At 58.5% G+C, this 13,771-nt stretch carries 10 protein-coding genes and 3 tRNA genes; 3 read left to right on the plus strand and 10 right to left on the minus strand.

Annotated elements, in window-relative coordinates; translation table 11 throughout:
- Positions 1–12: 12 nt before the first annotated feature.
- From AWM69_RS14920 to AWM69_RS14940, 5 genes are all read right to left on the minus strand, one after another.
- Complete coding sequence (locus AWM69_RS14920; protein ID WP_218727355.1) at positions 13–1,293, minus strand: virulence factor family protein; 1,281 nt, start codon at positions 1,291–1,293, stop codon at positions 13–15.
- Complete coding sequence (gene mprF, locus AWM69_RS14925) at positions 1,293–3,935, minus strand: bifunctional lysylphosphatidylglycerol flippase/synthetase MprF (protein WP_218727357.1); 2,643 nt, start codon at positions 3,933–3,935, stop codon at positions 1,293–1,295. The genes AWM69_RS14920 and mprF overlap by 1 nt, the downstream gene beginning before the upstream one ends.
- Before the next feature lie 257 nt (positions 3,936–4,192).
- Positions 4,193–4,269 (minus strand) — tRNA-Met (locus AWM69_RS14930).
- 161 nt (positions 4,270–4,430) lie between these two features.
- Positions 4,431–4,507: transfer RNA gene (locus AWM69_RS14935), tRNA-Met, on the minus strand.
- Positions 4,508–4,667: 160 nt separating this feature from the next.
- A tRNA-Met gene (locus AWM69_RS14940) sits at positions 4,668–4,744 on the minus strand.
- A 288-nt stretch (positions 4,745–5,032) separates the two neighbouring features.
- Between AWM69_RS14940 and dinB the strand changes: the two genes are divergently transcribed.
- The gene (dinB, locus tag AWM69_RS14945; protein ID WP_131652360.1) at positions 5,033–6,094 is read left to right on the plus strand and encodes a DNA polymerase IV; all 1,062 of its coding nucleotides are present in this window, start codon (positions 5,033–5,035) and stop codon (positions 6,092–6,094) included.
- Positions 6,095–6,119: 25 nt separating this feature from the next.
- Here the strand turns inward: dinB and AWM69_RS14950 are convergent, their stop codons facing one another.
- From AWM69_RS14950 to AWM69_RS14965, 4 genes are all read right to left on the minus strand, one after another.
- Positions 6,120–7,073: a hypothetical protein gene (locus AWM69_RS14950; protein WP_131652361.1), complete on the minus strand. Its 954-nt coding sequence runs from the start codon at positions 7,071–7,073 to the stop codon at positions 6,120–6,122.
- 17 nt (positions 7,074–7,090) lie between these two features.
- The gene (locus AWM69_RS14955) at positions 7,091–8,806 is read right to left on the minus strand and encodes a proline--tRNA ligase (protein ID WP_131652362.1); all 1,716 of its coding nucleotides are present in this window, start codon (positions 8,804–8,806) and stop codon (positions 7,091–7,093) included.
- 103 nt (positions 8,807–8,909) lie between these two features.
- Positions 8,910–10,454 (minus strand): AmpG family muropeptide MFS transporter, encoded by a 1,545-nt coding sequence (locus AWM69_RS14960; protein ID WP_048377953.1) that lies wholly within the window; start codon positions 10,452–10,454, stop codon positions 8,910–8,912.
- A gap of 42 nt (positions 10,455–10,496) precedes the next feature.
- Positions 10,497–10,871, minus strand: coding sequence for an MGMT family protein (locus AWM69_RS14965; RefSeq protein WP_131652364.1), 375 nt, complete (start codon positions 10,869–10,871; stop codon positions 10,497–10,499).
- Positions 10,872–11,003: 132 nt separating this feature from the next.
- On the opposite strand from AWM69_RS14965, the gene AWM69_RS14970 reads away from it, so the two are divergent.
- Entirely contained in the window at positions 11,004–12,017 is a 1,014-nt protein-coding gene (locus AWM69_RS14970) for a DUF481 domain-containing protein (RefSeq protein WP_131652365.1), read from the plus strand.
- Positions 12,018–12,103: 86 nt separating this feature from the next.
- On the opposite strand, the gene AWM69_RS14975 is transcribed toward AWM69_RS14970, so the two are convergent.
- Entirely contained in the window at positions 12,104–12,862 is a 759-nt protein-coding gene (locus AWM69_RS14975) for an SDR family oxidoreductase (RefSeq protein ID WP_131652366.1), read from the minus strand.
- A 132-nt stretch (positions 12,863–12,994) separates the two neighbouring features.
- Between AWM69_RS14975 and AWM69_RS14980 the strand changes: the two genes are divergently transcribed.
- On the plus strand, positions 12,995–13,720 hold the full coding sequence (locus AWM69_RS14980) for a HugZ family protein (protein WP_218727359.1): 726 nt from the start codon (positions 12,995–12,997) through the stop codon (positions 13,718–13,720).
- Positions 13,721–13,771: the final 51 nt, after the last annotated feature.

A 13,771-nucleotide genomic window follows, 5' to 3' on the forward strand; every position in this document is an offset into this window, starting at 1 on the left:
AGGCTATCGGGTTTACTGCTCAGCCCCCTGGCGCTGTTTGATTGCGTCTACCAGTCGTTGAGCCAGTGCCGGGTAATTCTCATCAAAGTGGTGCCCACCTGGCAGTTTCATGCCTTCGCCCACGGCTGTCCTGGCCGTGCAGCCACTTTCATCGACTTCCTCTTCGCCATAAATGCACACCACCTTGGCCGCTGGCAGTTTTGACATTTCTTCGCCGGTGTCAGCTTCTGCGCCTGCTTTACCCAGCCAGCCGTCGACGTGGATTTCAAAGCTGCCGCTGCGTGCGAAGGCCAGCATGATGATGGCGTCTACCCGGTTTTGCTCGGCAGGCGGCAAGCGGTTATAGGTGGCGGGCAATACGTCTGCACCGAACGAGTAACCCACCAGCACAAAGCGCTGGGTGCCCCATTTTTGCCGGTAATGCTGCATCAGTTCGGTGAGGTCGCTGGCGCTTTGTTCCGGCGTTTTGTGCTGCCAGTAATAGCGCAGTGTGTCGATGCCGACGACCGGGTAGCCGATCTTGGCCATTTCGCCGGCGACGTCGCGGTCCAGGTCGCGCCATCCACCATCACCGGAGAGGAACAGGGTGACGGTGCTGTTCTGCTGGCCTGCGGGCACTTCGACGACGGGTATGTTCAGACCGCCATTTTCATTGCCCACCAGTATCTTGCGCAGTTCATTGCTCAGCACCTGTGGCAGGTGAATGTCATAGTCGCTGATGCTGGTTTGCGCCCGGGGCTGATCGCGTACGAACGCGGCACTGGGGTCGTCCGGGTTGTCGTTCCAGGCTACCAGCCAGTTACCGTGCGCGGCTGTTTTTGGCAGAGGCAGGGTGCAACCGGGTGCTTCGAGCGTGAAGCCCACCGACACGGCTTGAGCCTTGTCGCTGGTCTGCCCGGCCAGCCAGCGCCAGGCCAGGCTCGCGCCCGGGCCTATGCCGCTGACCAGCGTGGCGCTGCCTTTAAGTTGCTGCAGGGCGCCTTGCAGGGCTTGCTGCTGCAAGGTGCAATCATCCTTGGGCAGGATGACCTGCACCAACTGCGCGTCGCCGCTACGGCTCAAGGCCAGCAACTGCTTGTCGTTGAGCGCCTCTTCGGCCGGAGTCGCGATGACCACCCTGGCGTGAGCCGATTGCCCCGGGGTCACCCGGGTCAGGGTTGAGCCATCGGCCTGGCTCAGGTGTTCAAGGGTGGGTTCGGGGGCGGGACGATTCCAGAACCAGTAGCCGCCTGCAGCAAGCGCGACCAGTACCATGAGGGTTGCCAGCAAAAACCGCCAGGAACGATGTTTCATTAACGTTTCACCAATCCAGTCAAGCCGCCCGCAATCAGGGCGGCGGTATCAGCCAGTGCAACCAGCGGATCAAGCCCGGCAGGCACGGCCATATAACGAGGTTCCCAGTCGGGCTGGAATTTGTCTTTGAAGCGGCGCAAGCCCTGGAAGTTGTACAGCTGCTCGCCGCGCTGGAACACCATTGATCCCAAACGCTGGGTCAAGGGAGCGCCGCGACGTGGCTGGAGGCCGGACAGCGGCACCATCCCCAGGCTGAAACGGGCGTAGCCCTGCTTTTTGTAATGCTGGATCAGGCCGACCATCATGAATTCCATGGTCAGTTTTGGCGCCTGCGGGTGGGCGCGCATCAGGTCCAGGCTCGACAGTTCATGACTGTGGGTCTCCAGCAGGTTGGCAAAGGCCACCGGCTTGCCTTCAAAGCGAATGATCGCGACCCGGAAGTGCTTGATGTAGTCCGGGCTGAAGCGTCCCAACGAGAAGCCTTTTTCGCGTACGTTCTTGCCGGTCAGCCAGGCATCGGAAATGACCTTGAGTTCATCCAGCGGTGCCTCGCCCGGCTCATGAATCTCCAGTGACAGGCCATCACGGGAGCCACGGTTCCAGGTGTAGCGCAGGTCTTTCATCTCTTTGCCCTTGGCGTCGAGATCAAAGCGATGCAAGTCGACCCGGGCTTCCTCTCCGAGCTTGATCGCGGTCAGGCCGATGTCCATATAAAACGGCAGGTTCTCCGCGCGCACTTGATAGAACACGGGGCGTGCGTGGTGCGTGTCGCAGAGGTCGCGAAACTGCCAGATCAGTTCGGCGCGTTGCTGGTTGGGCCCTATGGGGTCGTACAGTGCTACCAGGCTGCGGCCACGGCGGGCGTACATCAGGAAGGCGTTGTCGTCCGGATGGAACAGCAGCGCCTTGTCGCCGGTCAGGGCCAGTCCGCCATCCGGTTGATCGGAGGCGAGCAGGATTTTTTCGGCTTTCTCCAGTTCTGCTGCGTCGGGCAGGTGAATCACCGGGCGTTCGGTACGCAGTAGCCAGGTCAGGGAGACGATCACCAGGAGCACTGCGGCCCCCAGCAAGGAGCGCAAGCCGCGCGGGGCGTCGGCATCCAGGGTGAACTGCCACCACAGCTCATGGCTGTAAGGGACGTCCTGGTAGGCGAACAGCAGCAGCCAGATAGAGGCCCCCAGCACGCACACACTGGCCACCACGTACAGCGGCGAAAAAGGCAATTCGGTCAGGCGACTGGGGCGATAGAACGAGCGCCGAAACAGTGCCAGCAGGCTGGCGGTCAACGCCAGGATAGTGGCTTCCTCCCAGTCAAAGCCTTTGAGCAGAGAGAGTACGGCGCCCACCAGCAGCAAAACCATGGTCAGCATCCAGGCGGCAGACAAGCGTCGACGCAAGCCTTGAGCCAGTAACAGGCACAGCACACCGATCAAGCTGGCGCCAAAGTGCGAGGCGTCAATCAGTCGATGGGGGATCAGGAAGCCGATGTGCTCAAGGCGCGTATCGATTTCCGGGGTAGCCCCGGAAAACAGCAAAACCACGCCGGATATAAACACCAGCACCGCCAGCACCGGCGCTGCAAGGCCGGAGGCCACCCGCAGGCTTTGCCGGGTCTGAATCAGGCGCTGTGCTTCGGTGATCAGCAGCATCAGGCAGGCCACCAGCAGCGGCAGGATCACATAGATCATCCGGTACAGCAGCAACGCGGCAGCCAAAGGCGCGGCCCCCAGCTTGTCAGCAAAGGCTGCAAGCAAAATAGCCTCGAACACCCCGACCCCGCCCGGAACATGGCTCAGTACGCCGGCGGCCAGTGCCAGCAGATACACCAGCAGAAATGGCGCGAAGGGCGGGGCTTCTGGCAGCAACAAATACAGCACGGTGGCCGCTGCGGCGACATCCAGCGCGGTGATCAGCAGTTGAAGCAATGACAGGCGCACGCTGGGCAAACGTAGGGTGCGCCGCCCGGCCCTGACCAGCAGATTGTCCGGGATCGGCTGTTCGGGCAGACGGCGGCGATAAATGCCCAGTGCCAGCAATGCCGAGAGCGCCAGAACGGCGAAGGCGATTGCGCCCAATAGAAGGGGCGGAATGTGTAGCGCTGCAGAGGCAGCAGGCAAGTTGCTCAATGTTGCCAGGGCGGCCAGTGGCGGCAACGCGCAGCCCAGGGCCAGGCTGGCAAATAGCGTCATGTGCGCAACTTCAGACGCCCCCAGTCCGAACCGCGCATATAAGCGGTAACGCACGGAGCCGCCGGAGAGCAGTGACAGGCCAATGGCGTTTCCTACGGCAAAGGCTGTGAATCCACCCAGGGCCAGGATTCTGCAGGGCAGTTTGACGTTGGCGTAGCGACTGGCTGACCACTCGTATCCGAGCAGTATCAGAAACCCCACCGCCGTTGCGGCCAAGGCACCGAGGAGGGCGGGCTTGGGCACTTCCAGAATGGAGTCGTGCAAGGCATACAAGTCGAGTTCGCTGAGCAGATGGCGACAGGCAATCAGCGCGACCGTAAACAGCAACAGCGTCAGCGCGAGCCCAATGGGCTGGCGATACTTGCTCAGCACATCCAGCAGGTGCAAACGCCTGGCTGTAATCGGGTGGGCGGCAGTCACGGTTTTTTTGGGTTCTGGCGAGTTATCGGGCATCAATCACCTCGTGGATCGTGCGCGACAGGATGGGGGCAAGGGCTCAAGTAACCAATCCCCCAACTTGAAATATCTTGAAATATTTTAAGCTGTTTGCCTTTTGTTCAGGTTCGAGGCGTTAAACAGAGGGCAAAGCATGAAGCAAGCGTAGACGGTCTTCGTTCATGGGATAGGGCGGGGTATGGATATTCATGCTGGAGGCACATTTCGAGCACGCACAAAAAAGGCCACTCTTTCGAGTAGCCTTTTTTGATGTTTGGTTGCGGGAGCCGGATTTGAACCGACGACCTTCGGGTTATGAGCCCGACGAGCTACCAGACTGCTCCATCCCGCGTCTGTGTGGGCGCATTCTACAGAGGAACGCCGAAGTGTCAACCTTTAATCGCGTAAGCGGTTGAAAAGCCCGGCTTTAATCTGGGGCCCTGACCTTGGCGGGGAGGGCGAAAAACAGGCGGGCACAAAAAAGGCCACTCTTTCGAGCAGCCTTTTAATGTTTGGTTGCGGGAGCCGGATTTGAACCGACGACCTTCGGGTTATGAGCCCGACGAGCTACCAGACTGCTCCATCCCGCGTCTGTGGTGCGCACTCTACAGTGATGTGGGGATGAGTCAACCTTTAATGCATAAATGCAGCAAATAAGGCCGTGGCGGTCGTTTTGTGTGCTGCCGGGTTTATTCGAAAAATAGACGCGCACAAAAAAGGCCACTCTTTCGAGTAGCCTTTTTCGATGTTTGGTTGCGGGAGCCGGATTTGAACCGACGACCTTCGGGTTATGAGCCCGACGAGCTACCAGACTGCTCCATCCCGCGTCTGTGGGGTGGATTCTACAGCGATACGCTGGGGTGTCAAACGTTAATTTAGAAAAAACTGTTCTGGTTCAATCGGTTAGATAATAACTGTGCAAGTGGAGGGGGCTGCCGGCCCTGTGCGCTATGGGTTTGGCTCTATCAGAGGCAGATGTTCGATTAGTTAAATATATTCAACGTGGATTTTTCCTACGCTTGTCGGGGGTAACCAAGACTACTGGTGCTATATACAGTTCACGATGACATACTGATGCTCTGCATTGCCTACTCTCTTGAAGAACACTGCCTTACATGACGCAGCGCAAAATCATCCACGTCGACTGTGACTGTTTCTATGCCGCTATTGAGATGCGTGATGACCCGAGCCTGGCGAACAAGCCGATGGCGGTGGGTGGCTCTGCGGATCATCGCGGCGTGATTTCTACCTGTAATTACGAAGCGCGGGCGTACGGCATACGTTCGGCGATGGCTTCCCGGCATGCACTCAAGTTGTGTCCGGATCTGATTATCGTTAATGGCCGAATGGATGCCTATAAAGAAGCGTCCCGAGAGATTCATGGCATCTTGCGCGATTACACCGAGCTGATTGAGCCGCTGTCATTGGATGAGGCTTATCTGGATGTTTCCGATAGCCCGCATTTTGCCGGCAGCGCCACGCGTATTGCCCAGGATATCCGGCGCCGGGTTTCCAATCAGTTGCACATCACCGTCTCCGCAGGTGTGGCGCCCAACAAGTTTTTGGCCAAAATCGCCAGTGACTGGAAGAAGCCTAACGGCCTGTTTGTGATTACTCCAGATCAGGTGGATGACTTTGTGTCGGCGCTGCCGGTCAATAAGTTGCATGGCGTGGGCAAGGTGACCGCAGAAAAGCTCGGGCGCTTGGGTATCGAAACCTGTCTTCAGTTACGCGAGTGGAACAAGCTGGCGCTGGTGCGTGAATTTGGCAGTTTCGGTGAGCGGCTCTGGGGTTTGGCGCGCGGGATTGATGAGCGGTTGGTGCAGAGTGACAGCCGGCGTCAGTCTGTGAGTGTTGAAAACACTTACGACACGGATTTGCCGGATCTGGCCAGTTGTCTGGAAAAGTTGCCCGAGCTGTTGGCCACTCTGAATGGACGCATTGCGCGTATCGACAGCAGCTATCGCCCAGGCAAGCCGTTCGTCAAAGTGAAGTTCCATGACTTTACCCAGACCACGCTGGAGCAGTCCGGTGCCGGGCGGGATCTTGAGAGTTATCAAGGGTTGCTGAGTCAGGCGTTTGCGCGCGGCGCCCGGCCCGTTCGGTTACTGGGGCTGGGCGTGCGTTTACAGGATTTAAGCGGTGGGCATGAACAGCTGGAGCTGTTCAAGCGCTAGGCAATCCACCGTTGTAGGCATTGCTTCAGCCAACCCCGGGGTCAGCCACCAGGCGTCCGGCATTTTTGGTCAGGGACTGAAGGAATTCATGCTGTAACTCAGGATCGTTACGCGTGAGTTCGATCAGGCTTTGTTCCAGTTCGCTGGCTTCTTCTTCAAGCCCCAGCTCCGACAGACGCTTGACCCGATGAACCCACTGGCTGACGTCGTCGCCTTCCAGGTCGTCGTAGATCAGGTTGTGCGCTTCCAGCAGTTTGCCCCGAAGGTTGCTGCTGATCGACAGGGTTGAATCAGAGTGCGTTTCGTCCTGGGCATCTTCAACGGTAATGGTCAGCTTACCGATGCGATTCAGGTCTTGCTCGGCAAACGGGCTGTCCAGCAAGTTGAGACGCAAGATGCCATGCCGGTCGGTGGTGAGCTCATGGCTTTGCTTGCCAGCCTTGACCATGACCGGACGCTCGGCCCACGGCAGGCTTGAGTATTCCAGGCGCTTGTCGCGCTGAATATCATCAATTCCCGCCAGATTCTGCTCGGCACGGCCGTGAGATTGCACGTTCATGGCCGGGTTAAGGCCGGCGAAGCCATAACGTACCCAATCCTTGGTCACGCTGTCCGGCAATTGCCCGAACATAAAGACGTTAAGCACATTGGCACCGACCCCCGCGACCACCGCAACTGCGCCCAGCGGAATCTCATAGACTTCGCGCCAGGGTTGATATGGGGTGTAGCGATCGTAATGGCGTGTGACATCGAACTCAGTGACCTCAAAGGTCTTTTGTTCATTGATGCGCACACGTCGTTGCGGCAGCTCAAGCACCGAGGGTGATCCAACGTCGATCTGGAGGCTGTGCGCGAGCAGTTTTCGCTCGATGCGCTCCTCGTGCTCGCTGCGTTGCGACATGTGATTGGCACAGCCGCTCAGTAGCAGGGCGCCGCACATGGCGGCGCCCCCGAGGGTTAAGGTACTTCGCTTGAACATGACGTCTCTATCTGGATTCAGCGACGGATACGGGCCTGGAGGAACGCAAGCACATCGGCAACGGGCAACGCTTGAGCGTCTGCTTCGGTGCGGCTCTTGTATTCGAGGTTGCCTTCGGCGAGACCGCGGTCACTGACCACGATCCGGTGCGGGATGCCGATCAGTTCCATGTCTGCGAACTTGTTACCCGGGCTGGTTTTCTTGTCGCGATCGTCCAGCAGCACTTCAAAACCGGCGGCCGTCAGTTGGGCGTAGAGGTTGTCAGTGGCTTCACGTACGGCTTCGGTTTCGTAACGCAGGGGCACCAGTGCAACCTGGAACGGTGCCAGGGCGTCGCTCCAGATAATACCGTTGGCGTCGTTGTTCTGCTCGATGGCAGCGGCGACGACACGGGAGACACCGATGCCATAGCAGCCCATCGCCAAGGTGACAGGCTTGCCGTTTTCGCCCAGAACCTGGCACTTCATGGCTTCGCTGTACTTGGTGCCCAGCTGGAAAATATGGCCCACTTCGATGCCGCGCTTGATTTCCAGCGTGCCTTTGCCGTCCGGGCTAGGGTCGCCGGTGACAACGTTACGCAGGTCGGCAACGGTCGGTACAGGAAGGTCGCGTTCCCAGTTCACGCCGAAGTAGTGCTTGTCGTCGATGTTGGCACCCACGCCGAAGTCGCTCATCAGTTCAACCGAACGGTCAATGATGCACGGCAATGGCAGGTTCAGCGGGCCCAGGGAGCCGGCACCGGCGCCGATGGCGGCGAACAGTTCTGCGTCTGTAGCCATGGTCAGCGGGCTGGCTACCAGCGGGTGGTTGGCGGCCTTGATTTCGTTGAGCTCGTGATCGCCGCGGATCACCAGAGCGATCAGCTTGCCTGCTTCGGCGGCATGAACGATCAGCGTCTTGACGGTTTTTTCGATTGGCAGGTTGTAGCCTTCTACCAATTGAGCAATGGTCTTGGCGTTCGGGGTATCGACCAGGCGCAGCTCTTCAGTGGCTGCAGGGCGCGAGGTTTCGGCAGGAACGGCTTCGGCCTTCTCGATGTTGGCCGCGTAGTCGGAACCATTGCTGAACACGATGTCATCTTCGCCGGACTCGGCCAGAACGTGGAACTCGTGAGAGCCGGCACCGCCAATGGAACCGTTGTCGGCTTCAACTGGACGGAAGTTCAGGCCCAGACGGGTGAACACGTTGCAGTAGGCCTGGTGCATGCGGTCGTACGTGACCTGCAGCGATGCCTGGTCAGCATGGAACGAGTAGGCGTCCTTCATGATGAATTCACGGCCACGCATCAAACCGAAGCGCGGGCGGATTTCGTCACGGAATTTGGTCTGGATCTGGTACAGGTTGATCGGCAGCTGTTTATAGCTGTTCAACTCGTTGCGGCACAGGTCAGTGATGACTTCTTCGTGGGTTGGCCCAACGCAGAATTCACGGCCGTGGCGATCCTTGAGGCGCAGCAGCTCCGGGCCATACTCTTCCCAGCGACCGGACTCTTGCCACAACTCAGCGGGCTGGATGCTCGGCATCAGCACTTCCAGAGCGCCGGCAGCGTTCATTTCTTCGCGAACAATGGCTTCTGCCTTGCGCATGATCCGCAGGCCCATGGGCAGCCAGGTGTACAGGCCGGAAGCCAGTTTACGGATCATGCCGGCGCGCAGCATCAGCTGGTGGCTGATAACGACCGCGTCTGAAGGCGTTTCTTTCTGTGTGGCGAGCAAATATTGACTGGTGCGCATGGTTAGCCGTTGCCGTTGCTGATGACTAGAAATGACTGGGCATTGTACGGGTGAGACGTGCTTGCGTACAGGGCAGGCGGGGGAGAGCGGCTCCCCCGGGTCTTTACGAGGTTTTTTCGAGGCTGACCGGCGGGTTCAGGCGTGCCCGGCGGTTCTCCTGGAACCAGTGCAGGCTGATCAGCAGCAGTGTCGGAATCCCCATCAGGGCGGTAATGATAAAGAAGTTGTGATAGCCAAACTTCTCGACCAGTACGCCTGAGTAACCGCCCATCAAGCGCGGGAGCAGCAGCATGATTGAGCTGAGCAGGGCGTATTGGGTCGCGGAGAACTTGAGGTTGGTCAGGCTGGACAGGTAAGCCACAAAAGCAGAGGTCGCAAGCCCGGAACTGAAGTTGTCGAGTGAGATCGTGACCACCAGCATTTGCAGATTGGGGCCCATGTCGGCCAGCAGCATGAACATGAGGTTGGTGCCTGCAGACGCTGCGCCGCCAATCAGCAAAATGGGCAGAATACCGAACCGCACGATCAGCAAGCCGCCCATGCCAGCCCCCACCAGGGTCATGATCAGGCCGAATATCTTGCTGACGCCCGCGATCTGGTCCTTGGTGAACCCTTGGTCGATATAAAACACGTTGGCCATGACGCCCATGACCGTGTCAGACATGCGATAGGTCGCGATCAGGCCGAGCAGCAGCAAAGCCTGCCAGCGGTAGCGCAGGATAAAATCGTTTACCGGGGTCAGCACCGGTGCCAGGCCGCGTCGTCCGATGGACGACAAACACAGTACCGTGAGCAGGGTGTACAGGATGGCCCGTAAAAAGGCCCGGTCCTCCAGCACCAGATTCATCGGGCTGATGCCCTCGAACAGCACGCCGGCAAAGTCGGTGTTATAGAGCTGGGTGAACATGGCCGGGACTGAAACCAGCAGCACGATCAGTACAAACACGGACGCCAGTTGATGACCAAAGCTGTAACGGCCGGCCGACAATTGAGTGCGTAACGGCACCGGTGGCTCACGCATGAAAAAGCTCGTGAGCAGGGCCGGGACCATCAGCAGACCGAACAGCACGTAGGTGCCGGTCCAGGCGGAGTGCTTGTAATTGAAACCGGTCGAGCCGAACCCCTCGGCAAAGAACAGGGCGCCGGCGGTGGCCAGCAGGGCGGCTACCCGGTACCCGGACATGTAGCTGGCGGCGAGCGCAGCCTGGCGGCTGTCCTCGGCAATTTCCAGGCGGTAGGCATCCACCGCAATGTCCTGGGTCGCCGAAGCGAACGACACGACCACAGCAATGGCGATCAGCCACGAAAGGTGTTGTTGCGGGTCGCAAAAGCCCATGCCGACCAGGCCCAGGATCACCAGCGACTGAGAAAGCACCAGCCATGAACGGCGCCTGCCGAGTTTACCCAGCAGCGGCAGGCGCCACTGATCGAGCAGCGGTGACCACACCCATTTAAAGGCGTAGGCCAGTCCGATCAGGCTTGCATAGCCAATCGTTTCGCGAGCCACGCCAGCTTCGCGCAACCACACGGAGAGCGTTGAGAACACCAGCATGTACGGCAAGCCGGCGGCAAAACCGAGCAGCAACAGCACAAGAGTCGAGGGGCTGGCATAGGCAGCGAGCGCGGCGCGCCAGGTTTTACGGGGCATGGGCTGGAGTCTGCCTCAGATTACGGAAACAAAGGGCGCACTCTAACCGCAGTGCTCTATCGGGCGCCAGCCATGACGCTGTATATCCACGCGATTATTCACAATGCTCAAGCCCTCATCGCGCAGGCGAGCCCGTTGCTCATCACCGGACGCACTGCCTGCTGGCAGACTGAGACGTCCTCCTGCTGCGAGCACCCGGTGCCATGGCAGGCGAGTGCCTTCAGGCAGTTGCGAGAGCGTGCGCCCCACCCAGCGCGCAGCACGGCCCAGGCCGGCCAGCTCAGCCAGTTGACCATAGGTCACGACATGTCCGGAAGGCACCATCATTAAGGTTGAATACAGCGCCACTCGACGAATCTCCGCGGGTGTTTGGGGGGCTTCGTCGGCTGTTTTGATCTGGGGATTCTTCTCGTTCATGGCTAGAAGACATTTCTGTCAATTGGACTAATGAAGGAACTACAACACAAGTGGCCGGTCTTTCTTGGTCAGAGGCGTATCCATCTGGATAATGCCGGCATTCTTTCGCAAATCCGAGTTTCTCATCTGCTTATGTTGTCCAGAAATCTGTTATGCCTTGCTGTCTTGAGTGTGTCTACGCCTTTGTTTGCCGATACGGTCTGGTTGAAAAACGGTGACCGCCTGACCGGCAAGATCCGGGTCTTCGATGGCGGCAAGCTACTCATCCAGACTGAATATGCCGGGTCTGTGCCGATTGACTGGCGACAGGTCAAGACGCTGGAAAGCGACCAGGAATTACTGGTCAAGCAAGATGCATACACCGGTGAGAAGGCCAAATCGCTGCAGGCCGCTGAAGAAGGCAAAGTGATTTTGGCCAACGGCGAAGCGCCGAAGACGGTGGAGCTGGCGAGCATTCAGCAGATTCTCAAGCCCAAGCCGCTCATCGAAGACTTGGCCTGGAAAGGCAACGTTGATGTCGCTCTGGACTACAAGCGTGCAGATAAAGACACCGATGATTACGACATTGATTTCAAGACCACGGCTCGCCACGGGGCCTGGCGTCATAACGCCGAAGGCGAATACAACCGTGAGTTCCAGGACGATGTGGTGACCACCGACAATTGGAGCGCCGAATATGCGCTGGACCACTTTATTGACGAGAAGTGGTATTGGCAGGGCCGACTGACCTATAAGCGCGACAAGGTGGAAGACATTTCCCGCCAGCGCACCGTGGGTACCGGCCCGGGCTACCAGTTTTGGGATGATGAGCTGGGCGCATTCTCGCTGGGCTCATTGCTGAACCGCACTGATTACCAGTATTCAGACGGCCATAAAGACAACTTTTACTCGCTTGCCATGAAGTGGGACTACAACCGCTTCCTGCTGGGCAAGACGGTATCCCTCTTTACCAATGGCGAAGTCGGTAAACCGCTGGGCAACGCTGCGGACTACAGCCTCGATGCCGAAATCGGTTTGCGCTACAAAGTGACTGAATGGGCCTCGCTCAACCTGAAGGCTGAAAAAGACCTGATTGGCAGTGGCAATGGCAGCGACGGCAACCTCAACAAAACCCGCTATACCGCAGGCTTTGGGGTGAGCTGGTAATCACCGCTGCATCGTTAGCACGCTCATCCCTGCAGCAGTAGCGGCATCCTGCAGGTGTGAGCGTCCGCGCCATGTGTCGGGAGGACTCAGATCCGCAAGCCACCGTCCAGTTCAAGAATCCGTCCGCTGTAGTAGTCGTTCTCAAGAATGTAAGCAGCGGAGTGGGCGATCTCTTCGACTTTGCCCATGCGTTTGAGTGGAATGCCCGAGGTCATTTTCTCAAGGGCTTCGGGCTTCATGCCCAGGGTCATTTCAGTCTCGATAAACCCGGGAGCGATCCCGGCAACACGGATGCCGTAGCGCGCCAGTTCTTTGGCCCAGGTCACGGTCGCGGCGGCTACACCAGCCTTGGCTGCCGAGTAGTTGGTTTGCCCGACGTTGCCTGCACGGGAAATCGACGAGATATTGATAATCGCGCCCTGATTGTTCAACTCGACCATTTTTGCTGCCACCTCTCGGGTGCACAGGAAAACACCGGTCAGGTTGACGTCGATCACCGCCTGCCATTGCGCCAGGCTCATTTTGCTCATCACGCCATCCTTGACCTTTAACAGCAGGCCGTCGCGCAAGATGCCGGCGTTGTTGATCAGGCCATGGATTGCACCGAAATCTTCGGCAACCCGGGTCACGGTCTGGATGACTTGCTCTTCATCTGCCACATTGCACAGATAGGCGCGCGCCTCGACACCTTTTGCCTGGCAAGCGGCCACGGCCAGTTCGAGTTTTTCAGGGTTCAGGTCCACCAGTGCCAGTCTGGCGCCTTTGCCGGCCATATACTCGGCCATGGCGCGACCTAATCCCTGGCAACCGCCCGTGATAATGATTACTTTGTCTTTTAGTTGCATGTCAGCCCTCGGTAGCAATTCATCAGAGTGATTCCTTACCAGACCTCTGATCGGCACCGCATGTGGGTCGCCTTTCATGCAGCCAGCCCTGAACTTGTCCGTTTCGACGGGTTTTTTATAAGGAGTCATAAGTTGAGCGTTGAAGCTTCCAAGCATGCCCGAGAATTACTGCTCAAGGAATACCGGGGCGCCTTGTCCACGCACTCCAAGGCCATGCCCGGCTTTCCGTTCGGCTCGGTCGTCCCTTATTGCCTGGACGAAGAAGGTCGGCCACTAATCCTCATCAGTCGTATTGCCCAGCACACGCACAACTTGCGCAAGGACCCCAAATGCTCGCTCATGGTTGGGGAGCGCGGGGCTGAGGATATTCAAGCCGTTGGCCGTCTGACTTACCTCGCCGAAGCCGAGCAACTGAGCGATCCTGCGGCCATCGATGCCGCGGCCTTGCGTTATTACCGCTACTTCCCGGAGTCGCAGAGTTATCACAGTGCCCATGATTTCGATTTTTGGGTGCTGAACCCGGTCCGGCATCGTTATATCGGTGGTTTTGGTGCGATCCACTGGCTGGACCAGATCACGCTGGCCAACCCTTTTGCCGGTCAGGCCGAGCTGCGCATGGTCGAGCACATGAATGCCGACCACGCTGAGGCCATCGCTCATTACGTCAAGCTTGCGGGGTTGCCGCAAACAGCCCCGGCTCGTCTGGTGGGCATCGACAGCGAAGGTATGCATTTGCGCATTGGTGATAGCCTGTTCTGGCTGGGCTTCCAGACCCCGTGCAACACCCCGGCGCAAGCCCGCGAAGCGCTGGTTTTTCTGGCTCGGGCTGATGAGTGGCCTAAAAAACAGCCCGCCTGACCTTGAATTTAGCGCCAGGCGCCGTCATCTAAGACGGGTTGGAAGATATTC

It is taken from the genome of Pseudomonas sp. D1HM (assembly GCF_019266105.1).
Lineage (GTDB): Bacteria > Pseudomonadota > Gammaproteobacteria > Pseudomonadales > Pseudomonadaceae > Aquipseudomonas > Aquipseudomonas taetrolens.